Origin of the sequence: Stenotrophomonas sp. NPDC077461, from assembly GCF_049545475.1 — a bacterium.
Lineage (GTDB): Bacteria > Pseudomonadota > Gammaproteobacteria > Xanthomonadales > Xanthomonadaceae > Stenotrophomonas > Stenotrophomonas nematodicola.
Map to the genome: position 1 here is coordinate 264,904 of NZ_JBMWDO010000006.1, position 25,431 is coordinate 290,334.

The 25,431-nt window shown below is 70.2% G+C and carries 23 protein-coding genes; 13 read left to right on the forward strand and 10 right to left on the reverse strand.

What is annotated here, in order from left to right:
- Nucleotides 1-209: 209 nt before the first annotated feature.
- The 3 genes from recC to recD are packed head-to-tail and all read left to right on the forward strand — an operon-like array spanning nt 210 to nt 9,102.
- Complete coding sequence (gene recC, locus ACPEH8_RS12900; protein WP_313161020.1) at nt 210-3,557, forward strand: exodeoxyribonuclease V subunit gamma; 3,348 nt, start codon at nt 210-212, stop codon at nt 3,555-3,557.
- Nucleotides 3,554-7,198, forward strand: a complete 3,645-nt coding sequence (gene recB / locus ACPEH8_RS12905; protein ID WP_423666991.1) for an exodeoxyribonuclease V subunit beta — start codon at nt 3,554-3,556, stop codon at nt 7,196-7,198. The genes recC and recB overlap by 4 nt, the downstream gene beginning before the upstream one ends.
- Entirely contained in the window at nt 7,195-9,102 is a 1,908-nt protein-coding gene (recD, locus tag ACPEH8_RS12910) for an exodeoxyribonuclease V subunit alpha (RefSeq protein WP_136006862.1), read from the forward strand. Before recB ends, recD begins: the two co-directional genes overlap by 4 nt.
- 9 nt (nt 9,103-9,111) lie before the next feature.
- Here the strand turns inward: recD and ACPEH8_RS12915 are convergent, their stop codons facing one another.
- Nucleotides 9,112-9,507, reverse strand: a complete 396-nt coding sequence (locus ACPEH8_RS12915) for a hypothetical protein (RefSeq protein ID WP_017355685.1) — start codon at nt 9,505-9,507, stop codon at nt 9,112-9,114.
- A gap of 479 nt (nt 9,508-9,986) precedes the next feature.
- Between ACPEH8_RS12915 and ACPEH8_RS12920 the strand changes: the two genes are divergently transcribed.
- The 7 genes from ACPEH8_RS12920 to ACPEH8_RS12950 all read left to right on the forward strand — a co-directional run bounded on the left by ACPEH8_RS12920 (nt 9,987) and on the right by ACPEH8_RS12950 (nt 13,604).
- Nucleotides 9,987-10,574, forward strand: a complete 588-nt coding sequence (locus ACPEH8_RS12920) for a helix-turn-helix transcriptional regulator (protein ID WP_017355686.1) — start codon at nt 9,987-9,989, stop codon at nt 10,572-10,574.
- Nucleotides 10,575-10,694: 120 nt separating this feature from the next.
- Nucleotides 10,695-11,201, forward strand: coding sequence for a DUF2589 domain-containing protein (locus ACPEH8_RS12925; RefSeq protein WP_026070722.1), 507 nt, complete (start codon nt 10,695-10,697; stop codon nt 11,199-11,201).
- A 32-nt stretch (nt 11,202-11,233) separates the two neighbouring features.
- On the forward strand, nt 11,234-11,866 hold the full coding sequence (locus tag ACPEH8_RS12930) for a DUF2589 domain-containing protein (protein ID WP_017355688.1): 633 nt from the start codon (nt 11,234-11,236) through the stop codon (nt 11,864-11,866).
- Nucleotides 11,867-11,955: 89 nt separating this feature from the next.
- Nucleotides 11,956-12,213, forward strand: a complete 258-nt coding sequence (locus ACPEH8_RS12935) for a hypothetical protein (protein ID WP_017355689.1) — start codon at nt 11,956-11,958, stop codon at nt 12,211-12,213.
- Nucleotides 12,214-12,232: 19 nt separating this feature from the next.
- Complete coding sequence (locus tag ACPEH8_RS12940) at nt 12,233-12,655, forward strand: hypothetical protein (RefSeq protein WP_037591072.1); 423 nt, start codon at nt 12,233-12,235, stop codon at nt 12,653-12,655.
- A gap of 2 nt (nt 12,656-12,657) precedes the next feature.
- A complete protein-coding gene (locus ACPEH8_RS12945) occupies nt 12,658-12,837 on the forward strand; it encodes a hypothetical protein (protein WP_136006864.1) in 180 nt (59 codons plus the stop codon).
- 29 nt (nt 12,838-12,866) lie between these two features.
- Nucleotides 12,867-13,604: a hypothetical protein gene (locus tag ACPEH8_RS12950; RefSeq protein ID WP_423666994.1), complete on the forward strand. Its 738-nt coding sequence runs from the start codon at nt 12,867-12,869 to the stop codon at nt 13,602-13,604.
- Between the two features lie 48 nt (nt 13,605-13,652).
- On the opposite strand, the gene ACPEH8_RS12955 is transcribed toward ACPEH8_RS12950, so the two are convergent.
- From ACPEH8_RS12955 to ACPEH8_RS12995, 9 genes are all read right to left on the reverse strand, one after another.
- On the reverse strand, nt 13,653-14,153 hold the full coding sequence (locus ACPEH8_RS12955; protein WP_017357512.1) for a lysozyme: 501 nt from the start codon (nt 14,151-14,153) through the stop codon (nt 13,653-13,655).
- Nucleotides 14,154-14,214: 61 nt separating this feature from the next.
- A complete protein-coding gene (locus ACPEH8_RS12960) occupies nt 14,215-15,300 on the reverse strand; it encodes a hypothetical protein (RefSeq protein WP_037591828.1) in 1,086 nt (361 codons plus the stop codon).
- Nucleotides 15,301-15,392: 92 nt separating this feature from the next.
- Nucleotides 15,393-16,208: a hypothetical protein gene (locus ACPEH8_RS12965; protein WP_423666997.1), complete on the reverse strand. Its 816-nt coding sequence runs from the start codon at nt 16,206-16,208 to the stop codon at nt 15,393-15,395.
- The gene (locus ACPEH8_RS12970) at nt 16,205-17,116 is read right to left on the reverse strand and encodes a 2OG-Fe dioxygenase family protein (protein WP_423667000.1); all 912 of its coding nucleotides are present in this window, start codon (nt 17,114-17,116) and stop codon (nt 16,205-16,207) included. Before ACPEH8_RS12970 ends, ACPEH8_RS12965 begins: the two co-directional genes overlap by 4 nt.
- A 135-nt stretch (nt 17,117-17,251) precedes the next feature.
- Nucleotides 17,252-19,297, reverse strand: coding sequence for an FUSC family protein (locus tag ACPEH8_RS12975; RefSeq protein ID WP_423667003.1), 2,046 nt, complete (start codon nt 19,295-19,297; stop codon nt 17,252-17,254).
- 3 nt (nt 19,298-19,300) lie between these two features.
- Nucleotides 19,301-20,770 carry an efflux transporter outer membrane subunit gene (locus tag ACPEH8_RS12980; RefSeq protein WP_423667005.1) on the reverse strand — a complete coding sequence of 490 codons (1,470 nt, stop codon included), beginning with the start codon at nt 20,768-20,770 and terminating at the stop codon, nt 19,301-19,303.
- The gene (locus ACPEH8_RS12985) at nt 20,767-21,675 is read right to left on the reverse strand and encodes an HlyD family secretion protein (protein WP_017354741.1); all 909 of its coding nucleotides are present in this window, start codon (nt 21,673-21,675) and stop codon (nt 20,767-20,769) included. Before ACPEH8_RS12985 ends, ACPEH8_RS12980 begins: the two co-directional genes overlap by 4 nt.
- A complete protein-coding gene (locus ACPEH8_RS12990) occupies nt 21,672-21,881 on the reverse strand; it encodes a DUF1656 domain-containing protein (RefSeq protein ID WP_017354740.1) in 210 nt (69 codons plus the stop codon). Before ACPEH8_RS12990 ends, ACPEH8_RS12985 begins: the two co-directional genes overlap by 4 nt.
- Before the next feature lie 85 nt (nt 21,882-21,966).
- Nucleotides 21,967-22,422, reverse strand: coding sequence for a MarR family winged helix-turn-helix transcriptional regulator (locus ACPEH8_RS12995; RefSeq protein ID WP_017354739.1), 456 nt, complete (start codon nt 22,420-22,422; stop codon nt 21,967-21,969).
- A gap of 149 nt (nt 22,423-22,571) precedes the next feature.
- Between ACPEH8_RS12995 and folE the strand changes: the two genes are divergently transcribed.
- From folE to ACPEH8_RS13010, 3 genes are all read left to right on the forward strand, one after another.
- Nucleotides 22,572-23,174, forward strand: coding sequence for a GTP cyclohydrolase I FolE (gene folE / locus ACPEH8_RS13000; RefSeq protein WP_017354738.1), 603 nt, complete (start codon nt 22,572-22,574; stop codon nt 23,172-23,174).
- A 94-nt stretch (nt 23,175-23,268) separates the two neighbouring features.
- Nucleotides 23,269-24,738: a DUF3375 domain-containing protein gene (locus tag ACPEH8_RS13005; protein WP_017354737.1), complete on the forward strand. Its 1,470-nt coding sequence runs from the start codon at nt 23,269-23,271 to the stop codon at nt 24,736-24,738.
- The gene (locus ACPEH8_RS13010) at nt 24,725-25,426 is read left to right on the forward strand and encodes a DUF4194 domain-containing protein (protein WP_017354736.1); all 702 of its coding nucleotides are present in this window, start codon (nt 24,725-24,727) and stop codon (nt 25,424-25,426) included. The genes ACPEH8_RS13005 and ACPEH8_RS13010 overlap by 14 nt, the downstream gene beginning before the upstream one ends.
- Nucleotides 25,427-25,431: the final 5 nt, after the last annotated feature.

Sequence of the window (25,431 nt, forward strand, 5' to 3'; positions counted from 1 at the left end):
AAATTTCCAACGTTGTAAGATCGTGGTGAACGGCTGAACATAACCGAACTGGACCGTGCAGTATTGTCGCACGCCCCCATGCCGGAACAACGGCCGTGGCCCTGACGGGCGCTGCAACACACCGTGTCGGCCGGCGATGGGACACGCCATTCCTCCTCCGTGCGTGCCGCCGCGCTGCGTCGGTGCGCCCGCTGCGGCACACTCCTGCGATGACCCACGCTGTTTCCGATTTCCGCCTGTACCACTCCAACGCGCTCGATGTGCTGGCCGCCCTGCTGGCTGCCGAAGTGCGCACGCCGGTACCGGGCCAATCCGTGCTCGAACCGGAGGTGGTGCTGATCCCGCAGGTGGCCATGCGCCGCTGGCTGCAGTCCACGCTGGCGGCCGAGTATGGCATCGCCGCCAACCTGACCTTCCTCACCCCGGGTGAGTTCGTGGCGCGCGCGCTCAACGCCAACGTGCCGGGCGAACACGACGATCTCAACGCCGAAGGGCTGCGCTGGCGGCTGTACGCGGCGCTGCAGGACGCCACGCTGATGGCGCGCCCGCCGATGCGCGCGCTGCAGGCGTACCTGTCGGCGGCCGATCCGCTCAAGCCGTGGGCGCTGGCCGGCGAGCTGGCGGCGGTGTTCGAGAAGTACCAGGCCTGGCGTCGCGATTGGCTGCTGCGCTGGGAAGCCGGTGCCGAACCGAACGATCCGCAGGCCATCCTGTGGCGGCACATCGCCAGTGGCGAGCAGTACCGCGCGCGCCGCATCCACGCCTACCTGGAGCGGTTCGAGGGCGCAGGCAAGCCGGTGCCGCAGGGCCTGCCCGCGCGCGTGTTCGCCTTCGCCACGCTCAACATCTCGCCGGACGTGCTGCGGGTGATGGCGACCCAGGCGCGGGTCGGCACGATGCATTTCTACCTGCCCACGCCGACCCAGGCGTACTGGGGCGACCTTCAGACCCTGGGCGAGAAGCTGCGCAGCGGCGCGGCCGATCCGTTCGGCGGCAGCGCCGGCGAGAACCGCCTGCTGCAGGCGTGGGGTGCGGCAGGCCGCGACTTCATGGCCGTGCTGGGCAGCTACGAGGTGGTGCACCCGGCCGGTGAGATCGCCGCCTACGACGATCCCGAGGAAGATACCGGCCCCACGCTGGACCAGGGCGGGCTGTCGGACAGCCTGCTGCATCGCCTGCAGCGCGACCTGTTCCACCGCCGCGGCGAACCGGCCGGCCCGCGTCGCCAGGCGCTGCGCCATGACGATCCCAGCCTGCAGGTGCATGCCTGCCATACGCGCCTGCGTGAACTGCAGGTGCTGCATGACCAGCTGCGCGGCCTGCTGCAGGACAACCGGTTCGATCCACCGCTGCAGGCCCGCGACATCGCGGTGCTGGCCCCGGACATCGACCCCTATGTGCCGTACCTGGAAGCGGTGTTCGGCGGGCGCAGCGGTGGCGAAGAGCACATTCCCTATGCGCTGGCCGATACCAGCCCGCTGGCCGGTGAGCCGCTGGCCGATGTGTTCGTGCACCTGCTCGGCCTGCCGGTGTCGCGCTTCGGGGTGAACGAAGTGCTCGACCTGCTCGCCAGCGCGCCGCTGGCCGACGCCGCCGGTCTGGACGCAGCGGCGTTCGACCGCCTGCACGACTGGCTGGACGCGGCGGGCGCGCGCTGGGGGCTGGATGCCGCGCACCGCCGCGAGCACCAGGCACCGGACGATGACGCCTTCACCTGGCAGTTCGCGCTCGACCGGCTGCTGCTCGGCCATGCCAGCGGCAGCGACGACGACATCGCCGGCGTGGCGCCGTGGCCGGAGCTGGAAGGCAGTGCGCTGGACGCGCTGGACCGGCTGCTTGGCCTGCTGCGCGTGCTGGAGCGCTATCAGAAGGCGCTGGGCCAGGCGCTGTCGCCGGCGCAGTGGCGCCAGCGGTTGCTGGCCATGCTGGATGCGCTGCTGCCCGACCCGCCGCAGGCGGCCAACAGCCAGCGCGCGCTGGAGCGCCTGCGCAAGCTGATCAACGACTTCGCCCGTGACGCGGCCACCGCCGGCTATCAGGGCGAGGTGCCGCCGGAGGTGGTGCGCGCGCACTTCGCCGGCGCGCTGGCCCAGGCCGATACCCGCGCACCGCTGCTGACCGGCGGCGTCAGCTTCGGCCGCATGGTGCCGATGCGTCTGCTGCCGTTCCGGGTGATCTGCGTGCTGGGATTGAACGACGGCGACTTCCCGCGGCGCGATCCGGCCGCCGGCCTCAACCAGCTCACCGCCGAACTGGGCACGGACAAGCGCCGGCATGGCGACCGATCGCTGCGCGAGGATGACCGTTTCCTGTTCCTGCAGCTGTTCGCCTCGGCGCAGGACGTGTTCTACCTGAGCTACCTTGGCGCCGACCCGCGCGATGGCAGCGTGCGCGAACCGTCGGTGCTGGTCAGCGAACTGATCGACGCGGCGGCCGAGTACCACCAGGCGCCGGCGACGGTGGCCCGGCAGATGACCGTGCGGCATTCGCTGCAGCCCTTCGCCCCGGCTGCCTTCGGCGGCGGCGATGAGCCCCGGCGCTTCAGCTACCGCCAGCAGTGGCACCCCGCGGCCGGGTCGCTGGGCGGTACCCGCCGCGCGCTGGCGCCGTGGTTCGCCCAGGCGCTGCCGCCGTCGGAGACCGCAGGCCTGGAAGCCGACCTGGGCCTGGACGCGCTGCGCCGCTTCCTCACCGATCCGGCCAGCCAGTTCCTGTCCCAGCGCCTTGGCCTGCGCCTGCCCGACGAGGTGGGCAGTGCCGACGACGTCGAGCCGCTGGTGATGGCGTCGCGTGGCCACGACAAGGTCCACCTGCAGCACGCGGTGATCGCCGCCACGCTGGCCGGGGACGAAGCGCCGTTGTATCCCCGCCTGCGCGCCCGCGCTCTGGTGCCGTCCGGCGCGCTGGGCGAGCGCCAGTTCGCGGCGCTGCAGGCGCAGACCGAACCCTATGCAGATGCGTTGGCGGCCTGGCAGGCCGGCAGCGTGGCCGACAGCCGCCGCTACGAGGTGGACATTGATGGCGTGCGCCTGCACGGGCGCGTGGATGACGTGTACCCGCATGGGCTGGCGCGCCTGCGCGCGGATCGCCTGAACGGTCGCGCGGCCATCCGCCAGGGACTGGACTGGCTGCTTGCCAACGCGGCGGGCGATGCGTTGCCGCTGGTCCAGTTCCACGATGCCGGCGACGAGGGGCTGGGCCCGCACGTGCTGGCGCCGCTGCCTGCCGACCAGGCACGCGCCGCCCTGCGCCGCCTGCTGCAGCTGCGCAGTGAGGGCCTGCGTGCGCCGTTGCTGTACGGCCCGTCCACCGGCTGGGCGCTGTACACCGCCGCGGAGGCCAAGCGTGCCACCGAGGGCTATGCCAAGTGGCATGGCAGCGAGCGCAGTTGGGCCGAATCCAGCGGCGCCAGCTACCAGCTGGCCCTGCGCGGTCGCGATCCGTTCGCCACCGCCGACAGTTACCGCCAACTGCTGCACACCAGCTTCGTGGTGTTCACCGCGGTGCGCGAAGGCCGGGTCTTCCCGGGCTTCGATGAGGAAGGAGCCGCGCAATGACCGACCACACCCTGCTCGATGATCCCTACCTGGCGCTGCCGCTGGACGGCGTGCGCCTGATCGAGGCCAGTGCCGGCACCGGCAAGACCTTTACCCTGGCCACGCTGTTCACCCGCCTGGTGGTGGAGAAGGGCTGGCGCATCGGCCAGATCCTGGCGGTGACCTTCACCGATGCGGCCACCCAGGAACTGCGCAAGCGCATCCGCGAGCGGCTGGCCCTGGCGGCCCAACTGGTCGAGCGCGCGCCATCCCCCGACGACGGCCCCGACGTGGTGCTGACCCGCGCCCTCCTGCAGCGCCAGCTGGCGCGCGGCGAGGAAACCCCGGCCGCACTCGCGCGGCGGCTGCAGACCGCGGCCGACGAAATCGACCTCGCCGCGATCTTCACCATCCACGGCTTCTGCACCCGTGTGCTGCGCGAGCACGCCCTGGAGAGCGGGCACACCTTCGACCCACCGACGCTGCTGCCGAGCGAACGCGAGCTGCACGACGAACTGGCGGCCGACCTGTGGCGCGTCCATGCCAACGACCCGGCCACCGTCGAGGCGCTGACCTGGCTGTGGTCCACGCCCGATGCGCTGGCCGGCGATCTGGCGACCCTGATCAAACCGTTGCCGCTGCTGCCGGCGGCACCGACCCAGACCTGCCCCGATCCCGCGCCGCAGCTGGACGCCGCGGCCGCCGCGCTGGCCGAGGCGATCCCGGCGCATGCAGACGACGCGCAGGCGCAGATCGCGAGCGCCTTCGACCGCAAGGTGTTTGATGGCCGCCGCGCGAAACGGCCGAGCTTCGACAAGGCCTTCGGCGAGCTGTTCGCCGGCGTGGCCACGCAGCACTGGGCCCGCGGCGACAAGACCCACCTGGGCAAGCTGCTGCCGGTGAACCTGCTGGCGTTCTGCCGGGACGCCGAGCAGGGGCAGTGCCCGAGCTCGCCCCTGTTCGACGCGCTGCAGCGCTGGTGGCATGCCGCCGATGCCCGTGAACAGTGGCTGCGGCAGGCGGCCATCGTGTTCCTGCACGCGTTGCGCGCCGAGGCGCGCGCGCGCCTGGCCGAGCTCAAGCGGATCGGCCGCGTGCAGACCTACGACGATCTGATCGAGGGCGTGGCCGATGCGCTCGACGGCCCGCACCGCGCCACGCTGGTGCGGCAGCTGCGGGCGCAGTACGCGATCGCGCTGGTGGACGAATTCCAGGATACCGACGATCGCCAGTGGGGCATCTTCCAGCGGGTGTTCGGCCGCTCCGAGGAGACGGAGGACGCCGGACTGGCCCCGGCGCTGTTCCTGATCGGCGATCCGAAGCAGGCCATCTACGGGTTCCGCGGCGGCGATATCCACACCTACCTCAAGGCCAAGCGACAGGCGGACGCCGCCCCCGCGCTGGACCGCAACTTCCGCTCGCGTCCGGCCGTGCTGCATGCGATCGAAGCGCTGTACGCCCATGCCGGCGAGCGCGCGTTCCTGGAAGAGGACATCGCCTTCGAGCCGGTGCACCCGGGCAACACCCGCAGCGACGACGACTTCCTGCGTGACGGCGCGCCCGCACCGGGCCTGACCGTGCGCGTGCTGCACAACCCCGACGGTGGCGCGCTCAAGGCCGATGCGTCGCGCCAGCAGGCCAGCGATGCCTGCGTGGCCGAGATCCACCGCATTCTCGTCCAGGCGCGGCAGGGCCGCGCGCTGCTGCGTGGGCATCCGGTACAGCCCGGCGACATCGCCGTACTGGTGCGCTCGCACAAGGAAGCCACGCGCATCCAGCAGGCGCTGGGCGCGGTTGGTATTCCTGCCGTGGCCGCCGGCAAGCAGAGCCTGTACGCCACCGACGAGGCCCACGAACTGCGCCTGCTGCTGCTCGCGCTGCTGCAACCTGCCGATGAAGGGCGCCTGCGCGCGGCGCTGTCCACTGTGCTGCTGGGCGAAGACGCGCAGGCCATCGACGCGATGGAACGCGAGGGTGAGTCGCAGCGCACCTTCCAGCTGCGCCTGCTGCTGTGGCGCGAGCGCTGGCAGCGCGGCGGCCCGTTCGCGGTGATCGCCGATCTGTGCGCCGAGCACGCCGAGCGTCTGCTCGGCCTGCTCGATGGCGAGCGTCGCCTGACCAATTACCTGCAGCTGGGCGAACTGCTGCAGCAGGCGGCCGGGCACACCCTGGGCATGCATGGCCTGCTGGACTGGCTGCAGGTCCAGATGGCGCACGCCGACCAGAACGACGAGCAGCAGCTGCTGCGGCTCGAATCGGATGCGCGCCGCGTGCAGATCATTACCCTGCACAAGAGCAAGGGCCTGGAGTATCCGCTGGTGTTCCTGCCGTTCGTGGGCATCGACGGCGGTGGCAACCGTGCCGATTCCAACTGCACCGTGCACGCCAACGGCCGCCGCGAGCTGCACTGGAAACTGGACCGCGACGAGGCGTGGAACGCGGCCGTCGAGCGCGCCGCGCTGGAGCAGAACGCCGAAGACGCGCGGCTGCTGTACGTGGGTCTGACCCGGGCCGAACACGCGCTGTGGATCGCCGCCGGCGACCTCACCGGCCTGGCCAGAACCCGCCTGGCACCGATGCTGTCGGACCTGGATGCGCTGCGTTCGCACCCGGACATCGCTGTGGTCGAGGGACCCGCCGAGCCGCGCCCGGCCCAGCTTGCGTTCCTTGCCGAGGGCGAACTGCCGCCGGTGCGCGCGCTGACCCGGCGCGTGCCGCACGATTGGTGGGTGTACAGCTTCACCCAGTTGGCGCACGCCGACGCCGGGCACGACACCGAAGCCGCCGCGACCGAAGCGCCGGCGCCTGCGGCAGACGAACCGGCCGGCATCGACCCGGCGGTGGAGGCCGGGCCGGACACCGTCGCCGGCGCGGACCCGGTCGACCCGCGCTTCACGGGCAGCCGCTTCGGCAATGTCCTGCACGATGCGCTGGAGAACACCGACTTCGCGCGCTGGGCGGGCTGGCAGCCCGGGCAACCGGCGCCGGAAGAACAGGCGCAGGTACTGCGCGATGCGCTGGCGCAGGAAGGCTATGCCGACGAAGACCTCGACGATGGCGTGGACATGCTGACCGCACTGGTGGGGCAGACGTTGACCGTGGCCCTGCCCGAGGGGGGCGCGCTGCACGACGTGCCTGCCGACGCGCGCCGCGCCGAAATCGAGTTCCACTTCGCCATGCAGCCCACCGCCGTGCCGGCACTTCTCGACCTGCTGCACGCGCACGGCCTGGTGCGCGAGCGGCGGGGCTTCGGCACGCGGCGCCGGCTGGAGGGCCTGATGACCGGCAAGATCGATCTCACCTACGTGCGCGATGGCCGCTGGTACGTGCTCGACTACAAATCCAACCGGCTGCCCGGCTACGACCCGGCACGGCTGGCCATCGCCATGCAGCACAGCGAGTACGACCTGCAGGCGCTGATCTACACCGTGGCGCTGCACCGGTGGCTGCGCTTCCGGCTGGGCGCGCAGTACGACCTGGCGCGCGACATGGGCGGCATCCGCTACCTGTTCTGCCGTGGCCTGGATGCCACCCGCGCCGACAGCCCCGGGGTGTATGCGCACCGATTCGACCCGGTGCTGGTCGATGCGATGGACGCCCTGTTCGCCGGGGGCGAGCATGCCCAGGCACGCATGGCTGCACGCGCACGGGGGGAGGCATGAGTCTGCTCGCCGCGCTCTACCGCAGCAACGCGCTGCGTACCCTCGACCATGCATTGGCGAACAGCCTGCGCCGGCTGCGTCCGGACACCCCGGACAGCGTCCTGGCGGCGGCCGCGCTGGCCTCGCTGGCGGTGTCGCAGGGCCACGCCGGCTTCGACCCTTGCTGTCCGCAGCGGCTGGTGGACACGCCCGCCGATTGGCCCCCCGCAGCGGCATGGCTTGCGCAGCTGCGCGCCTCGCCCTGGGTGGAGGTGCCCGACACGGCCGATGCCGACGCGGGCGATGTTCCGCTGGTGCTGGAGAATGGGTTGCTCTACCTGCGCCGCTACCGCGAGTACGAGCGCCGCCTGGCCACCGGCCTGCAGCGCATCGCCTCGCACACGCTGGCCACGGACGAACCGGCCGCGCTCGCGGCGCTGTTTGCCCAGCTGTTCCCGCAGGCGCACGATGGCATCGACCACCAGGCGCGCGCCGCCGCCATCGCGCTGCGCCACCCGCTGGTACTGGTCACCGGTGGACCCGGTACCGGCAAGACCACCACCATCGCGCGGCTGCTGGTGCTGCTTGCCGCACAGGCCGTGCAGGCCGATCGACCGGTGCCGCGCGTGGCCCTGGCGGCACCGACCGGACGCGCCGCCGAGCGCATGGCCGAGAGCCTGCGGCTGGCCGTGCAGCGCCTGCGCCTGGTCGGCATCGCACCGGCCCTGTGCGACGCCATGCCCGCGACCGGCACCACCCTGCATCGCCTGCTCGGCGTGATCCCCGATTCGCCGCGCTTCCGCCACCACCGCGACAATCCGCTGCCGTTCGACGTGGTGGTGGTCGACGAAGCGTCGATGATCGATCTGCCCTTGATGACCAAGCTGGTCGACGCGGTGGCCTCCGGCACCCGGCTGGTGCTGCTCGGCGATCCGGACCAGCTGCCCTCGGTGGAAGCCGGCGATGTGCTCAGCGCGATCCTGCGTGCCAGCGGCGATGGCCTGGGCACCCAGGCCGACGATGCGCAGGCCCTGCGCACGCTGCTGGCACCGGCCGCCCTGCAACCGCTGGCGGCGGCCACGCCGTTTGCCGGCCGCCGCGTGCAGCTGCAGCGCGGCTACCGTCAGACCGACGCGCTTGACCTGGCACCGCTGGCACATGCCGTGCGCGAGGGCGACAGCGCCACCGCCGTGGCGCTGCTGCGCGGCCGCGCGCTGGCCGGCGTGCACTTCCACGACGACCAGAGCGATCCCCTGCAGCACCACCGCGAGCACCTGCTGGCGCATTGGCGCGGGCTGGGTGAGGCGGCCGACCCCGGCCAGGCGCTGGCCAATGCCGGTCGCATCCGCCTGTTGACCGCGGTGCGTGAGGGGCCGCAGGGCGCACGCGGGCTCAACGCGCGCATCGAAGCGATGCTGGCCGGCGTGCCGCGCCCGGGCGCGGCGCCCGGCTACTTCCACGGCCGCCTGCTGCTCATTACCGAGAACAGCTATCGCCACCGTCTGTTCAACGGCGACATCGGCATCTGCCTGGGCGACCGGCATGGCGCGGTGACGGCCTGGTTCCCCGGCGAGACCGCCGACCAGCCACGCGGCTTCCATCCCGGTGCGCTGCCGGCGCACGAGAGCGCTTTTGCGATGACCGTGCACAAGGCGCAGGGCTCGGAGTTCGACGAGGTCTGGCTGCAGCTGCCGCGCCGCGACAACCGCGTGCTCTCGCGCGAGCTGATCTACACCGGCATGACCCGCGCACGCCACGCCCTGCACGTGCTGGGCAGCGCGGAGGTCATGGAGGCCGCACTGGCGCGGCATGCCAGCCGCCTGTCGGGGCTGGCAATGCGGTTGCAGGGAGAGAACACCGATACGGCGGCGGTGCCACCGGGACAGCATGCCGAGCCGCCGCCGTCACAAGGCGCGTTGTTCTAGACCGACGGCTTACGCCGGGATCAGGGTGGTGCCATCGGGATACACGATGGCACCGTCGCCACTCACGTCGAAGAAGCCCAGGCCGTGCTGGTGGGCAAGTTCCTGCACCCGGCCGTGCGCATGCTCGGCCACCGAGTGCGCGAAGGCGGCGTAGATCACCTGGCGGCCGACGCTGTAGTCGGTGACCTGCGGCCGATCGTCGTCGTCATCGGCGAGCGGTCCGTTCATCGGCGGATACTCGGTGGTGATATCGGCGTACCACGCCTGCAGCGCCGGCGCACTGACCGACGCGTCGTCGTAGTCGTGGTCTTCATTCCACTCGGCCTGGCGCTCGAACCAGGCGATGAAGGCGGCCACCTCGCGCGGGGCGGCTGCGGGATCAAAAACCATCACGTCATAACTCATGGGGCGTCCTTCACATCGGAGAATGCGGCGGCGTTGGTCCGCCGCCGCGCAAGCCTAGCTGACGGCGGCGCCTGCGCCCATCGTGCGCTGCAGTGATGCCTTCACAACGCCTGCGATCACGCGGGGCGCGCCCCTCTTCACAGAAGCAAATGTGCTGAAATGCGCACTTCACAGGTGCTCTGCATCACAAATGATGTCAGGGCCTCGCGATGCAGATACCCAAAGCCGATCCAGTATCGCGGCGGATCTGCCGATAAAGAAGCGCCTGCAACGATCTGACAAGTATCTGCAACGCGTCGCCAAATCTGCGAACGCCGCTCCGGTTACACCGGTACTCAAGGAACTGCGATGTCGTTTTCGACGCACTCGCAGTGGGGATCCCGCGTAGTCGCGCATGCCCGGACGCGCCATCGGCCGCCCGTGAGCGGGGTCCGTCGATACACCGGCCCGGCTTATCAGCAGAAGGAAGCGGCAATTCTATGGACGTGATCGAGCGTGGATTGAATCTCCCCGACAGCAGCGCGACGCCCGGTGCCGGGTACGTGGACGGGGCCGATGATGGGGATGGTCATCTGCTGGCGTGGAGCCTGGCGCTGCTGACCCGCATGCGGCACTGCAGTTGCCACGGCACGTTGGGCGAAGGCGTGGGAGGCAGTCGCGAAGAGGTGTTGGCGCGTGCACGGATCCGGCCGCAGGGCGCTGCGGCGTCGCGCCTGGTCGAGCGCGCCCGCGACTGGATCGAACGCCACATCGATGATGAAGACCTGTCGGTGGACCGGCTTGCCTTCGCGCTGAACATGTCGCGCACCAGCCTGCATCGCAAGCTGGTGGCGAGCATCGGCCATCCGCCGGGAGAGTTGATCCGGCTGGTGCGTCTGCAGCTGGCGCACCGGCTGCTGCGCGATGGCGAGGGCAATGTATCGGAGGTGGCCTACGCGGTGGGCTTTGTGAGCCTGTCCGGTTTCAGCCGCGCCTATCGCCATCACTACGGTGAGCCGCCCTCCAGCATGCGCGGCGGCTGCTGCGCGCGACCGGCACCGCGTCGCGCCGTTGCAACGGACGGTTGAACCCCCGCAACACCGCGCCGCGCGTGCGCGCGGCCTGCCCGCTATCAATAACCCTGTGGCTTCGCACTGCCATCGCATCACCGCGGTGGGCAGTGCGCCACGACCAGGAGCAGAGGCGAAATGAGCCGGACCATGTCGTTCCACACATTGATCGAAGCGCTGGCCGGGGCCGTCATCGAGGCCCAGGACAGCGTGGAGATGCATCAGATTTCCCATCTGCGCCATTACTTCGACGAAGACAACCGGCCCCGGAGCGTCACCATCCGCCTGCCCTCGCTGCACCCGCAGGCCGAGGAAGGCGATGAAGACCTGTACCGCGCACCGCTGTTGCCGCTGGTCTCCACCAACACCCTGCGCATCCGGGAAGTGGAGATCAGTTTCGACGCGGACCTCGCGGACCTGGGCCACGAGGACCCTGAAGCGCCTGCGCCGGGCGCGACGGAGGCCTGGGAGTCGCCGCGGCCGGCGGCGCGACACGTTGGACTGGATACCGGCCGTGGCAAGGGCGTGGGCAACGTACACGTGCAGCTGCGTGTCGAAGGAACCGAACCGACCGATGGCGCGGCGCGGTTGATCAACCACCTGGCGCAGTGCCAGGGGGTGTTCAAGACCATCAAAGCCACTTGACCCACACCGCCAACCAACAGGAGTAATCCGCAATGAGCGACCTGGTCAATATTTCCAGTCAGTTCAAGGGCCTGCCGATGGGCGATCTCATCGGCGGCCCGCTTACCGCCGCCTGCGATTCGCAGATCAAGCTCGCCCAGGCCACCGCCAGCTTCATCCGCTCCGTCGGCTTCCTGCCGCCGGACCCGGCCAACACCGATCCCAACGCAGTGGGGGCCACCCGCACCGCGCTGTTCCGCTTCAAGCGTCCGGTCGACAACCTGGACCCGGCCACCAAAGCCGCCCAGCCGTTCGCCGAGGAAGAAGTGGAACTGGAAGTGCCGCTGCTGGCGATCGTCAAGGTGCCCAACCTGAGCATCCAGAAAGTGGACATCAACTTCGAGATGGAAGTGAAGTCCTCGTTCTCGACCAAGGAATCCAGCGACTACGCGGCCAGCATGCAGGCCGAGATGAAGGTCGGCTGGGGCATCTTCTCGGCCAAGGTGAACATCCAGGGCTCGGTGGCCGCGCACAAGGAAACCGCGCGTGCCTCGGACAACTCGGCCAAGTACACCGTGTCGGTGCTGGCCGAGGATCGCGGCATGCCCGAAGGCCTGGCCCGGGTGATGGACATCCTGCAGACCGCGTCGGCACCGCGCAAGGTGGGCGCTCCGGTTCCGGTGTGAGGCCGGCGTCGCCCCGCATGGCAGCGTCATGGCCCGTCGTGTCGCGATGATGCGGCGGGTCCGTTTGTTCCATCGCAGCGGAGTCTTCCATGTTCGACCTCAACGACGTCAAGTTCGTCAAACGCATCGTGGTGGGCAGCAACAACCCCACCCAGATGCTCACCGACGATGACCTGGCCAGTGCCCAGGACCTGCTCAACCGCTGCCTGAGCGACACGCCCAAGGGGGCCATCCTCGGCATCGAGCGCAGCTTCACCATCCTGCAGATCGGCGAGCACCAGGTGGTGCTGCAGTGGCTGGCCTACCACGTGGGTTTCCCGCGCAAACCGATCTGGATGGTTGATTGACCCTACCTGGAGCACGCGCATGGCCGACCACCGGCTGGATGATCTGATCGAGACCCTGGCCCACGCCCTGGCCCGCACCCGCGGACGCTGCGCGCGCGAGCACCTGCACCGCCTGCAGCAGCGCTGGGGCGCACGCGGCCTGGACGTGGCGACCCTCGTCGATGGGCACTGGGAGCAACGCACGCTGCCGCTGGCCGACCTGGTCAAACCGCGCGGCATCATGGCGATGGCGCTGGAAGTCCAGATCGACTGCCGCATCGAAGAACTGCGCGGCACGCGCGGCCAGCCGCCCGGGCTTGCCCTGTGCCCGTGCAGCGACCGGGCCGACCACCGCCTCACCATCTGTCTGCAGGGCGGCAACCCGATGCATGGGCAACTGCTGCTGGACGGGCAACCGCTGCGGACCTTCAGCGTGCCCCTGGATACCGGCGGGGCGGCCTGACCGTGGCCCGCCGCGACCGGGTGCGCCTGCTGCTTTCCGCTGACGACACCCAACAGGTGCAGCAGTGGCTCGGCCCGCTGCTGGCGCGCCGCCGTGCCGCCGCCCGGCGCCGCCGCCAGCGCCTGCTGGCCACCTTGTGGCTGACCGCGCTGGCGGTGGCACTGCTGACCCGCGGCTTCTGAGCCGCCGTCCCTTCACCCTGGAGCACCTGATGAACACAGTTCTTTCCTCACGCGTGTGCGGCCTGCTGGCACTGCTGGCCCCCGCGCTGGTCACGGCGCAATCATCCTCGCCCCCTCCACTGACCTGGGTCGGCACCGATCTGGTGGACGGGCGGCCGTCGTCGGTGCGCTTCACTGCGGCCGATGCCGCCGCGCCGGCACTGATCGCGTTCGGTGCCGGGCGCGCGTGCCGCCTCGAGGCACGCTTCGTCACCCACGATGGCAACCAGTTCCACTACGACGTGACGGCCGGCAACGGCGGCTGGTGCGACCGGTTCCAGCCGGGACGCGTAGTGCTGCGGGTTGACGGCCGGAAGGCGACGCTGCAGGTGCGAACCCAGGGCGCGCCCCTGCAGGTGGCGATGTGGCCGGTGGGCGATGCCACGCGCGCGCCGCCGCCGCGCGGTACGTGGACCGGCCTGTCCAATCCTGCCGATCCGGACGCATCGCTGGCGTCGCTGCAACTGGCCGACCACGATCCCGGCGACACCCGCAGCCGCCTGGTGTTCGGCAGCCCGGACAGTTGCCGGCTCAGCCTGCGCTACGAAGGCGCCACCCCCGCCGGTGCGTGGTACGCGCCATTGCCGGGCAATGGCGGCGCCCGCTGCGATCGCCTGCTGGATCAGTGGGTGGTCGTGCGCGAGGCGGGGGATGCCGCCACCGTCCATGTCGAACCGACACCCGGCGACTGTGCCGACGGCTGTCGTTGGACGCGGTCGTCGCGTTGAGGTCGCGTGCCGCCACGGTCGCGTATGACCGTGGCGGCACGCAGGGCCTCACCAGTGCGCGTAGCTGCCGCTGTCGTACATGCGCCATTCGGCGGCGCGCCGGTTGACCAGGCCCTGCATCACCTTGCCCTGCGAGCGGGTCCAGGCCATCCACGCGGCCTGCAGGCTTGCGTAGGACGTCGGGGCCTGCGGGCGGTTGATCATCCGCACCACCGAAGACGCCTTGAAGCTGCCGCCGCCGATGTTGAAGCACAGGATGGTCAACGCATCGAACTGGCATTGGGTCAGCGTGGTGCCGATGCAGCCGCGCACGGTCGCCTCGAACGGCGCCAGGTCCTGGCGCAGCAATGCCTCGGCTTCCTCGAGCGTGATCACCCTGCCGAGCGTCTTCCATTCGGTTGCCACGATCAGATGGCCGTAGCCCACGGTGGCGCCGGGTACCCAGGCGGTGATCGCCTTTCCGGTCTGGTCGTCATAGGGTTGCAGGCGTTGGCCTTCCACCCGCTTGAGCCAGTCGATTCCCTGCTGGCTGAGTGTCATCGTGTTCATCGTGGATCCTCGTGTGGTCTGGGTGCATCCAGGGGGAGGGGCCACGCCGGGGGGCGCGGGCTCATGTGCGGTCGGGGAACTTGAAGCCGATGTAGGTGCCCGAGCTCAGGCCCATCAGCCCCAGCAGCGTCGGGCTCAGCTCGGGCATGCTCAGGTTGTTGTAGACGTCGGCGATGAAGATCACGCCCAGAATCAAGGTGAACGCAAAGATCTGGAAGCGATCGAAGCGGTAGCCCTGCGTGTCCGAGAGCAGGTCGTGCAGCAGCCCCTGCGAGCGGGCCGGCGGTGGTGTCGGCACCGGCGCTGCCGCGGGCGGATCGGCAGCAGGGTCGGTGTGCTGTGCTGACCGGCGCTGCGCGCTGCCGGCATCGATCATCGCCTCGCTGAGCGCGGTGCCGGCACTGATGCCCAGCAGAGCCAGCAGCGAGGCGTGGATGGTGTCGGTGGCGTCGGTGACCAGCCAGATCGCGGTGTAGGACACGTAGATCAGGAAGAACCAGACGGCCATCTGGAAGCGCCCGAGGTCGTAGGGCTGGTGCGGGCCCGGGCCCGGCTTGCGGATGATGCTGGTGGTGCGCGCCAGGTGCACGAAGACCGCCAGCATCAGCACCACCAGCACCAGCGCGATGGTGCCGTACACCGGGGAGATCACCGTCAGCAGCACGCGCTGGCTGGCATCGTGGTGAGTGTCGAACGGCGAGCCATCCACACGTCCCACACTGAACGTCACCGGGCGCCGCAGTCCGGCCGGCGAGCCGAGCAGGTCCATCCACACCGCGCGGTTGTCATCGGTGATGCGCAGGTGGAACAGCAGCCGCCCGTGCGCCAGGTCGATTGCCTCGGGCGCGTTGCCGGGCAGGGCGCGTCCATCGATATACGGCACCAGGTGGCGCGGGTCGTTGTGCTCGGCCCACGCCGCCAGGTTGTCCACGTGTACTTCCACGGTGTAGTCCAGCTCCAGGTGGCCATGCAGGCGGGTGACGCGGGGCAGGTCGTCGGCGTGGGCCGGCGCGGGCGGCGCGCACAACCCGAGCAGGACCGCGCACAACAGCGCGGCGATGCGTACCAGCGCCATCCGCACGAACGCGCGCCGCCGGCGCGCAGCATCCAGGGTGTCGGCGGGCGTCGGGTTGGCGGGCAATGGCATCGCGGCACTCCTTGCGGAAACGGATTCGGTGCGCCTGGCGTGCGCCAGCACAGATATAGGGCGCCGCCCAGCGCCGCGCCGGTCGTCGTGTTTCAGGGGTTTGCCGCGTCGTTCCAGCGGCGTGCGCGACGGGGCGTCGGCGTGCTCGGGGCGGGCATGGACCGCGCCGGCCGGCTGTCGGAGAGGATCACCACACTGGCCGCGCTGTACGGAAACACGCCCAGGTCGGAGATCTCGTCCGGGCCGGACTCGGGAAACACCTGGCGGCGTCGCCCGGCGATGATGCGCTCGACGGTGATCTGGTCGGCCATTGCGCCCATCTGCAGCGGCTGGGTGAACACTTCCACGGTGATGCCCAGCCGTCCGTGGCCCTGCACCGGCTGGGCGAACACCAGGTCCACCGAACGCCCCGGGTCGATGACGTGCCAGCCCGACGACTCCGCACCGAATGCGAAACGCGCGCTGCGCCCATCCCGCCCCGCTTCCAGGTGGAAGGGACGCAGTCCGATCGGCAGTGCGCCGGGTGTTTCCTGCAGCAGCGTGCTCTGCAGCCACGGCGCCTGCATGCCGTCGGCCAGCAGCAACCCGATCTGCACATCAAGCACCGCAAAGCTCAGCTCGCCCACGTTGCTGATGGTGATGGTGTGGCGGGTGTCGATCCCGGTGGCGTCCTCGGCCTCCAGTTCGCTGGCGATCGACAGCGACGCCAGCGCGCGCTGGTGCTCCCACAGCACCGGCCGCGCCGCCAACCATGCGTCGAGCGCGATCACGAACGAGACGCCGGCGATGGTCAGCGGCAGCGCCTGTTCGGCGACCAGATGCACCAGCCGCAGCAGCCGCGCGCGCCAGACCGACGGCGTGCGCCCGCGCCGCCCGGATGGCGGCCTCGCACGGCGCGGCGCGCTCATGCAGTCGCGTCGGGCAGGAGGTGGGCATCCACCCCGAGGATCATCCGATAGCCCTCGAACGCAGCCGCATCGGCATGGATCGTGCTGACCTCGTGCCACCAGGGCGAGCGCGTGTCCGGCTGGAAAATGCCTTCGCCTTCAGCCAGCGCGCGTTCCAGGTGCACCGGGCCGGTCGGACCGCGGCGCACCCGCGACACCCCGCCGTGAATGCCGCGCCGGCGCACCACCAGCGCCGACACGATGAAGTCCGCCCCGTCCTGGTGGATGCCTTCGGGGGCGGGTTCGGTGCCGCCGGCGAGGCCGGCGACCGTCAGCATCTGGTGCACCACCAACCGCAGCCGGGTGGCGGCGCGGCGGGCATGCACGGTTTCGGCGACGCAGGCGAGCAGCCGCAGCAGGCCCGGATGGTTGCTCAGCATGGGCGAGAGCGGTGCGAACTGCCGGCGCGCGATGCGATCGGCATTGCCGGGTTGCTCGAAGACCGTGTCGGGCAGAGGTTGCAGCCACCAGCTGCCGTCCACACGGCGATCGGCCAGATACGTGCGCATGGCCCGTCGCCGGTGCGGTGCGACGCGGCGCAGGGCGTCGGCGAGGATGCCCGGCAACCCGTCCAGCAGGACCGGCCAGGCCGGGTGGCCGGCATCGCCATCGCAGGCATCAAGCAGGTCGCGCTGCGGCGCGGCCAGAATGCAGCGGTAGCGCTGCAGGACACGGCGCCGCCGCACCTGTACGTCGTAGGGATCCCAGCACAGGCTGTCGGCGTGGCTGGCGACGTCATCCAGAAACGAAGCGGGCAGGCCGAGCGTGTCCAGGGTGAACAGCTGTGGGCCCGGCGCGGCCGGCAAAGGCGCGGCCAGGCAATGCGCCGCGCGCAGCGGCGGGGGAGCGGGAAGCGGGACGGCGTGCATGCGCAGGTCTCCGGAAAGAGTCGCATCGCAGGCAGCGCGGTGCCCGATGCACCTGCTGTATAGCCAGCCCACGGCAGCGCCGGCGGGCAGGGCGTTGCACGCCGTTGTCGGCATCTGCCAACCCGTGCCGGTGACTCAGCGTGCGGCGGGTACCGCGCCCACCGGCGGCGGGGCCGGCACCGGCATGCGTTCGGGGAACAGGCCGTAGCGCAGGCCCAGCACGCCCATCAGTGCCTCGTCGCGGGCCTTGCCCGGGTCCACGGTCTGCACGCGCTTGAGCGAGGCATCCAGGCGCGCCTGCAGGCCTTCCGGCGCCGGCAGCGGACGCCGCTGCGCCACCTGCGCGCGGTAGTGCGCGGCCACATCGTCCAGGATCGCCTCGATCGCCTGCGCGCTCGCCTCGGGCAGGCCATGCCGGGCGCGGCGCAGCTGCAGGATGTTCAGGCCGACGCGCGCTTCGGTGAGCATATCCACCGAGGCGATGTCGCTGCCCTCCGGCGTGGCGGCCAGGCGCGGGGCGAGCAGGCCCAGCAGGTCCAGCATGCGCGCGGCAAACTGCTGGCGGTCCTGCTGGCCGCGCCCTTCGGCCGCTTCGGCCAACGTACTCCAGCCCTGGCGGACCAGTCGTCGTGCGGTCCATTCGGCACCGACGGAGCGGAACAGGCGGGTCATCACCACCGCGAACCCGATGCCGATGAACATCGCCACCGAAGAGTTGATGAAACTCTGGATGTTGGCGTTGTAGGTGTTCTGCACATTGAGCAGCGCCACCAGGTTGACCGTCAGCGGCAGCCCGATCAGGGCCGTCTGCGGCCGGTGCAGCAGCAGCCCCAATGGCAGGAAAATCACCGCCAGCACCAGGGCCAGGCTGCCGAAGTCGTGCACCGCGGGGAAGATGCCGAACAGGTACACGCCGGCGACCAGGCTGGCCACGATCGCCCACAGCAGGAAGGACAGCATGCTCGGCGCGGGGTCGTCCTGCGCGGCGAAGAAGGCGGCGGCCACCGCGGCCATCATCGCGCCGTTGCCACCGCCCTCCCAGCCCAGGCCGATCCACAGCGCGCAGTAGGTCATCAGCGCCACCCCGGCGCTGGCGGCCGAGAACAGCGCCATGCCGTAATCGACATGGCGCGCATCGCCGCCACGACGCGCACGGATGCGGTAGTGGGTGGCGTCGCGCGGCGCGCTGCCCGCTTCGATTGCCTGCTGCAGGGACGTGCAGTCCTGCCACAGGTCCACCAGCTCCTCCAGCCGCAGCAGCAGCGTGACCAGCAGCAGGTGGTCCAGTTCGCCGTCCACCGCCGGCTTCAGCGCGCGGATGCGCTCGCGCAGCGCCGCATACCCGCTGGCGCTGGAGCGCTCGGGGTGTTCCAGCCACTGCGCGATGTCGTCCACCAGCGGTTCCAGGCCCGGCGGCAGCGCGCGCCCGCCGGCGCGCAACGCGCCCAGCCGGTCGGCGATGGATGACAGCACCGGCAGCATCAGCAGCATGCGCTCGCGTAGGCGCTCCATCGACACGGCAGCCCCCGCGTGGCGCGGGTCATCGCGGCGCAGGAACTCGATCAGCGCCTCGAACTGCACCAGGTCAGCCGCCAGCCGGTTGCGTGGCGCATGCGCGTGCCCCCGGGTGAGGATCTGGCGGCACCACTGCGCCGCATCGCCCATCCAGTTGCCGATCCGCGAGCGCAGCATCGGCCGCACCGACGTCGGGAAGAACAGCGAAGCGAACAGCACCGCCACCACCGTGCCCAGGATGATCTCCTCGCTGCGCGCCACCACGGTGTCGAAGATGGTGTCCGGCGAGGTCACCGCCGGAAAACCGATGAACGCCGTGGTGTAGCCGGCCAGCAGGAACGCGTAGCCGCGCGGGCCCCGGTTGAGCAGGGCGATGAACAGGCAGGCCGACAGCCACAACGACATCGCCGCGCTCAGCAGCAGCGGCGTCTCCACCAGGTGCGGCAGCATCCACAGCGTGGCCGCGCCGGCGATCAGCGTGCCGACGATGCGGTACACGCCCTTGGCACGCGTTGGCCCGAGCATCGGCTGGGTCACGATGTACACCGTGGCCATCGCCCAGTACGGGCGCGACAGATTGCCGGCCAGGCCGATATAGAGCGCGGCGAGTGCGGCCAGGAAGGTCTTTACCGAGAACAGCCAGGCTTGGCGGTCGAGCAGCAGCATGGGTCAGTCCTGCCGACCAGCAACCGGCGCCTGGGCTACCGCATCGGCGTTCCAGCCGCCACCGAGGACCAGGAACAGCTGGATCTGGTCGCGCGAGACCTGCGCCTGCTGCTGTGCGAGCGTGGCGTCGGCCGAAACCAGGGTGCGGTCGGCGTCCAGGCTGGACAGGTACGGCGTGCGCCCGCCCTGGTACAGCCGGCGGTTCTGCTCGGCGGCCAGCGCCGCCTGGGCCTGCGCCTGCTGCAGCGACTGCAGGCGCTGCAGGTCGTGTGCGTAGCGGCTCAACGCGGTCTGGGTTTCGCGCAGCGCCTGCAGCACGCTGTGGTCGAACTCGGCCAGCGCCGCATCTGCCCCGGCTTCGGTGGCGTGGATGCGCGCGTGGGTACCCGAGGACGGCAGCGTCCACGAGATCAGCGGGCCGAACGACCACTGCCGGGTCAGCGGCTCGCCGACATCGGCGAGCAGGCCGGCCGCGCCAAGCGACGCGCCCAGGCGGATGTCCGGGTACAGCTCGGCGGTGGCCACGCCGATCCGCGCGGTGGCCGCAGCCAGCTTCCGTTCGGCCTGGCGGATGTCGGGGCGGCGCTGCAGCAGCGCGCGGCCATCGCCCACCGGCAGCGGCTGGGCCAGGGTCGGGGCGTGGTCGCACGCGTCCACGCCCTCGGGCAGCTGGCCCGGGGTGCGGCCGAGCAGGGCGGCCAGCTGATACTCCGAGGCCTGGCGGTGCGCGCGCAGCGGCGGCAGCGCCGCCTCCAGCATCGCGACCTGTGCGTTGGCGCGGGCCAGCTCCGGCGGCGTGCCGCGCCCGGCGCTGATCAGCCGCTGGGTCACCTCGCGGCTGCGCTGCTGCAGCTGCAGGGAATGTTCGGCCACGTGCAGTTCGTGGTTGGCGTGGCAGATCTCCACGTAGCTGCCGGCGACCTGGGCCACCAGCGAGACCCGTGCCAGGTCCATCGCCGCGGCCACCGACTGCTCATCGGCCCGCGCCGCTTCGGAGGCGCGCTTGAGCTTGCCGAACAGGTCGAACTGGTAGGACACCGCGAATGTGCCGTCGGCCAGGTTGATCGGCGGCAGCTCGTGCTCGAGCAGGAACGATTCCGCCGACAGCTGCGCGCGGCTCACCCCGGCCTCGACTTCGTACTCGAAACCACCGGCATCCAGCGCCTGCTCGTACACGGCCGCAGCGCGACGCAGGTTGGCATCGGCGACCTTCAGTTCCACGTTGTCGCGCAGCGCCTGTTCCACCAGTCCATTGAGCGTGGCGTCCTGGTACAGCTCCCACCAGCGTGCCGGCAACTCGGCGCCAGGGGCCACCTGCGGGTTGGCGGTGTCGATGAACGCTGCGTTGGCCTCGGGGCGCTGGAAAGCCGAACCGGCCGGTACCGCGTAATCCGGGCCGACCGTGCGGCATGCCGCCAGGCTGCTGGTCAGCGCCAGGGCGAAGGCGATGCGGTGCAGGGCCGGGCGGTTCACAGTGCCGCCCGTGCCGGTTGCGCCGGGGTGGGAGTGGCGACGTCCGGCTCGATGGTCACCGTGGCGGTGCGCCCGGCGATCAGGTTCACGCCGGCCGGCACGCGGTCGATATGGATGCGCACCGGGATGCGCTGGGCCAGGCGTACCCAGTCGAACGCCGGGGTGACGTTCGGCAGCAGGCTGCTGCCTTCGCTGCGGTAACGGTCCTCGATGCCGGCGGCGATGCTCTGCACGTGGCCCTGCAGTGGCTGTGCCTCGCCCATCAGGCGGATATCGACCTTCTGCCCGGCATGCACGCCGCGCAGGCGGGTTTCCTCGAAGTAGCCGTCGATGCGGAAGGATCCGGTGTCCAGTACCGCCATCACCGGTCGCCCGGCAGTCACGTAGTCGCCGGCGCGCACGGTGCGGTCGTTGACGTGCCCGTCGCTCGGGCTGCGCACCTCGGTCCGGGCCAGGTTGAGCCGGGCCAGGTCGACGGCGGCCTGCGCGGTGGCCATCGACGCCTGCGCGGCCTGCAGCCTGGCGCGGCGCACTTCGGCGTCCTCGGCGGCCACCAGGTCGGCCAGGCTGCGGTCGCGGGCGATCTCGCGGCGCAGCTGTTCCAGCGTCGCGCGGCGTTCGCCGAGCGCGGCCTGCGCCTGTTCCAGCGCGATCCGGTAGCGCGCCTGGTCAACCACGAACAACACCTCGCCGCGCTTTACCGGCTGGTTGTCGGCCACCTTCACCGCTTCCACCAGCCCGGACACGTCCGGGGCCACCTGCACCACATCGGCGCTGACGTGCGCATCGCGCGTCCACGGCTCATCCATGTAGTACGCCCACAGATGGCGCAGCACCAGCACGGCGGCGAGCACCGCCACAACGGTCAGCACGACCGGGAAAGCACGCTTGAGGGTCTTGTTCACGATTGCATCCAACGCATCAGGGAGAACAACCCGCCAAGCACGATCACGTACACGGCCAGGTTGAACAGGGCGGGGTGCCAGATGTGGCGGTAGGCGCCGGTGCGCTGCAGAACCAGGCGCAGCCCGCTCTTGAGCAGGTAGGCCAGCAGCATCAGCCCGAGCAGAGTCGGGACGAACACACCATAGAGACTGAATTCACCGTACATCGAGGCAAGGGATTCGCAGGGAGAGCGGAAAGGGGATTGCCCGGCGTCGCAGGACGGCACCGGGCGGCACAACGGGGAAAGCGGCTTACGTCACGCGTTCGGCGGCATCGGCCAGCAGCTGCCAGAGCTTCAGCACGGTGCGCAGTTCGTCCATCGACAGCGCACCGAACACGTCCTCGCGCAACCCGATCAGCTGCGACTCCAGCTCGCTGACCAGGGCCTCGCCCTTGTCGGTCAGCCACAGCAGGTTGGCGCGGCGGTCGCTGGCATCGCATTCGCGGCGCACCAGATCACTGGCTGCGAGTTTGTCCAGCAGACGCACCAGTGACGGGCCTTCCATGCCCAGTTGCTGGGCCAGCGTCACCTGGCGGATACCCCCACCGGCGCGCCCGATCATCAGCAGCGGCATGGTGCACGCGGCGGAAATGCCATAGCTGCCCAGGGCCTGGTCGGCCAGACGCTGCCACTGCCGCCCTGCGTAGAGCAGGCCGGAGCTGAGCTGCATCTGCAGCTGGGTACGTTCGTCGAGGATGCGTTTCATGGCAGATAGATAGGATACTACTAATTTCCATCCTATCAATAGCCGTGCCCCAACCGCCGCCCAACGGAACCGGGCGCCGGCGGCATGGCGGGGGACGCCCGAGGGGTCTCTCGGGTACGATGCTCGCCCCCCTTCGGGTGCTGTATGTAATGAGCGAAAAAGACAACGACGCCACCCCGGTCACCCAGGCCGATGCCGAATCGGCCGTGCGCACGCTGCTGCGCTGGGCCGGTGAAGACCCCACCCGCGAAGGCCTGTTGGATACGCCGCGGCGTGTCGCCGAGGCCTATGGCGACTGGTTCAGCGGCTACCGCGACGACCCGCGCGCCTACATGGAGCGTACCTTCGAGGAAGTGGCCGGCTACGACGAACTGATCGTGCTGCGCGACATCGAGTACGAAAGCCACTGTGAACACCACATGGCGCCGATCATCGGCCGCGTGCACGTCGGCTACCTGCCGGCGGGCAAGGTGGTGGGCATCAGCAAGCTGGCCCGCGTGGTCGAGGCGTATGCGCGCCGCTTCCAGGTCCAGGAAAAGATGACCGCGCAGATCGCCCAGTGCATCCAGGACGTGCTGCAGCCGGTCGGCGTGGGCGTGGTGGTGGAAGGTGCGCACGAGTGCATGACCACCCGCGGCATCCACAAGCGCGGCGTCAGCATGGTCACCTCCAAGATGCTGGGCAGCTTCCGCGAGGACGCGCGCACCCGCGCCGAGTTCCTGCGCTTCATCGAAGTGGGCGGCAAGCGCTGAACCTGCCGCGCGCCCGGCACCTTGGTGCCGGGCCGGTACCCTTCCTGCTGCGCGGCGTCTGGCTGCGCGGTGTTCTTCCGGATGTCCTGGCTGCATGAAGCACCGCGAACGCATCACCCGTTACCGCGCCCTGCGCGAACAGCCCCAGTGGAAGCTGCTGGCCGCTGCCAACGCCCCGGAGATCATCGGCCTGCTGCAGAGCCTGCTGATGGACGGCGAACGCACCCTGCCGGCGGCCGCACTGCATGAACGCCTGCAGCGCGCGCTGGACCAGCTCAACGGCGAGGAGCTGTCGCGCGAGCTGCCGCGTACCGCCCAGGCCTACATCGCCCATTGGCTTGCCCAGGGCTGGCTGGAGCGGCGCCTGCCCGACGGCGCCGACCAGGAGCAGTACGAACTGTCCACGCAGGCACTGCAGGCGATCCGCTTCGCCGACAGCCTGGAACAAAGCCGCGTGGCGGCCACCGAAAGCCGCCTGGCGCTGGTGATCGAGCAGCTCTCGCAGCTGGCCGCCCAGACCGAATCCAATCCCGATGCGCGCCTGTCGGCGCTGCGCGACGAACGCGACCGCATCGATGCGGAGATCGCAAGGGTGGGTGAGGGCCGGGTAGTGGCCCTGGACGGCAAGCGCGCGCTGGAACGTGCGCGCCAGATCATCGGCCTGGCCGACGATCTCACCGAGGACTTCCGCCGCGTCCGCGATGATTTCGAGCGCCTCAACCGCGAGTTCCGCGAACGCATCATCGACGATGAAAGCGAGCGTGGCGACGTGCTCTCCAAGCTGTTCGAGGGCGTGGATGTGATCGGCGACAGTGATGCCGGGCGCAGTTTCCAGGCCTTCTGGCGGCTGCTCAACGACGCCGAGCAGAGCGCCCAGCTCGATGCCGCGCTGGAGGCGGTGCTGGCACGCGGCTTTGCCCGCAAGCTGGACCGCAACGAGCGCGCCTTCCTGCGCGGCTTCACCGGCACCATGCTCGACCGCGGCGGCCAGGTCCACGATGTGCTGCAGCATTTCGCGCGCAGTCTGCGCGGGTTCGTACAGAGCCGTGGCTACCTCGAGCAGCGCCGCCTCAACCAGCTGCTGAAGCAGGCGCAATCGGAGGCCCTGGCGCTGCGCGATGATTTCGCCGCCCAGCGCCCGATCGGCCGCGATCTGCAGCTCACCACCAGCCGCCTGCGCTCGTGGTCGCAATGGAAGCTGCACGACCCGCGCAGCGCGCAGGTGGACGGCAGCGTGCAGCGCAACGACGCGGCCAGCATCAGTCTGGAAAGCGTCGGTGACCTGGTGGCGTCGTCGGAAATCGACTTCCGCACCCTGCGTCGCGACCTGCACGAACTGCTTGGCGCGCAGCCGCGGCTCAGCATCGCCCAGGCCCTGTCGCAGCGCGAGGCGCCGCAAGGGCTGGGCAGCGTGATCGGCTACCTGTCGCTGGGCACCCGCCACGGCACCGTGGTGCACGGCGAACAGGAAACCGCCCATTGGCGTGGCGGCGATGGACAGTGGCGACGCGCCCGCATCCCGCTGGTTTGGTTCACCCAGGAGAAACGCCATGAACTGGCATGAAGATTCCCATGACGTCGCCCCCATCGACGGGGCCGCAGACGATCACGATGCCGAACCGGTGGTGGTGACGCCGCTGCCGCGGCGAAGCAATGACGTGTTCTACATGGGCGACACCGGGCGTCTGCCGCTGGATGGGCGCCGCGCGTTGTGCCAGCTGCTGATCGGCCCGAGCATCGACCAGCTGCGCCACGCCAAGCTGTGGCCGGCGCTGATCCGCAATGAGGCCGCGATCCGCTCGGCGCTGTCGGACCTGTTCCTGGAACTGGTGCTGGATCGCGACAGCGGCGTGGCCTTCACCCGGCAGGCCGACACCGAGGACATCGATGCACCGGTGCTGCTGCGCAGCTCGCCGTTGACCTTCATCGACTCGGTGCTGCTGCTGTACCTGCGCCAGCAGCTGGCCGAGGCCGATGCGCGCGGCAACCGCGCGGTGGTGGCCGACAACGAGATGGCCGAGGCTCTGGCCATCTACGAAAAGAACCTGTCCACCGATCGCGCCGGCTTCAATCGACGCGTGGCCGCGGCGGTGCAGAAGATGAAGGAGAACCACATCCTGACCCGCCTCGCCGGACAGGACGACCGCCACGAAGTGTCGCCGGCATTGAAATTGCTGTTCTCCGCCGAAGACGTCTCCGCGCTGTCCCATGTGTACCGCCAGTTGCGCGACACCCCCGCAGCAAAAGCCTGAACGGA

Excerpts from the sequence above, each read along its gene's own strand:
- recC (WP_313161020.1), top strand. The coding sequence starts at position 210 with ATGACCCACGCTGTTTCCGATTTCCGCCTGTACCACTCCAACGCGCTC.
- recB (WP_423666991.1), top strand. The coding sequence starts at position 3,554 with ATGACCGACCACACCCTGCTCGATGATCCCTACCTGGCGCTGCCGCTG.
- recD (WP_136006862.1), top strand. The coding sequence starts at position 7,195 with ATGAGTCTGCTCGCCGCGCTCTACCGCAGCAACGCGCTGCGTACCCTC.
- ACPEH8_RS12915 (WP_017355685.1), bottom strand. The coding sequence starts at position 9,507 with ATGAGTTATGACGTGATGGTTTTTGATCCCGCAGCCGCCCCGCGCGAG.
- ACPEH8_RS12920 (WP_017355686.1), top strand. The coding sequence starts at position 9,987 with ATGGACGTGATCGAGCGTGGATTGAATCTCCCCGACAGCAGCGCGACG.
- ACPEH8_RS12925 (WP_026070722.1), top strand. The coding sequence starts at position 10,695 with ATGAGCCGGACCATGTCGTTCCACACATTGATCGAAGCGCTGGCCGGG.
- ACPEH8_RS12930 (WP_017355688.1), top strand. The coding sequence starts at position 11,234 with ATGAGCGACCTGGTCAATATTTCCAGTCAGTTCAAGGGCCTGCCGATG.
- ACPEH8_RS12935 (WP_017355689.1), top strand. The coding sequence starts at position 11,956 with ATGTTCGACCTCAACGACGTCAAGTTCGTCAAACGCATCGTGGTGGGC.
- ACPEH8_RS12940 (WP_037591072.1), top strand. The coding sequence starts at position 12,233 with ATGGCCGACCACCGGCTGGATGATCTGATCGAGACCCTGGCCCACGCC.
- ACPEH8_RS12950 (WP_423666994.1), top strand. The coding sequence starts at position 12,867 with ATGAACACAGTTCTTTCCTCACGCGTGTGCGGCCTGCTGGCACTGCTG.
- ACPEH8_RS12955 (WP_017357512.1), bottom strand. The coding sequence starts at position 14,153 with ATGAACACGATGACACTCAGCCAGCAGGGAATCGACTGGCTCAAGCGG.
- ACPEH8_RS12960 (WP_037591828.1), bottom strand. The coding sequence starts at position 15,300 with ATGCCATTGCCCGCCAACCCGACGCCCGCCGACACCCTGGATGCTGCG.
- ACPEH8_RS12965 (WP_423666997.1), bottom strand. The coding sequence starts at position 16,208 with ATGAGCGCGCCGCGCCGTGCGAGGCCGCCATCCGGGCGGCGCGGGCGC.
- ACPEH8_RS12970 (WP_423667000.1), bottom strand. The coding sequence starts at position 17,116 with ATGCACGCCGTCCCGCTTCCCGCTCCCCCGCCGCTGCGCGCGGCGCAT.
- ACPEH8_RS12975 (WP_423667003.1), bottom strand. The coding sequence starts at position 19,297 with ATGCTGCTGCTCGACCGCCAAGCCTGGCTGTTCTCGGTAAAGACCTTC.
- ACPEH8_RS12990 (WP_017354740.1), bottom strand. The coding sequence starts at position 21,881 with ATGTACGGTGAATTCAGTCTCTATGGTGTGTTCGTCCCGACTCTGCTC.
- ACPEH8_RS12995 (WP_017354739.1), bottom strand. The coding sequence starts at position 22,422 with ATGAAACGCATCCTCGACGAACGTACCCAGCTGCAGATGCAGCTCAGC.
- folE (WP_017354738.1), top strand. The coding sequence starts at position 22,572 with ATGAGCGAAAAAGACAACGACGCCACCCCGGTCACCCAGGCCGATGCC.
- ACPEH8_RS13005 (WP_017354737.1), top strand. The coding sequence starts at position 23,269 with ATGAAGCACCGCGAACGCATCACCCGTTACCGCGCCCTGCGCGAACAG.
- ACPEH8_RS13010 (WP_017354736.1), top strand. The coding sequence starts at position 24,725 with ATGAACTGGCATGAAGATTCCCATGACGTCGCCCCCATCGACGGGGCC.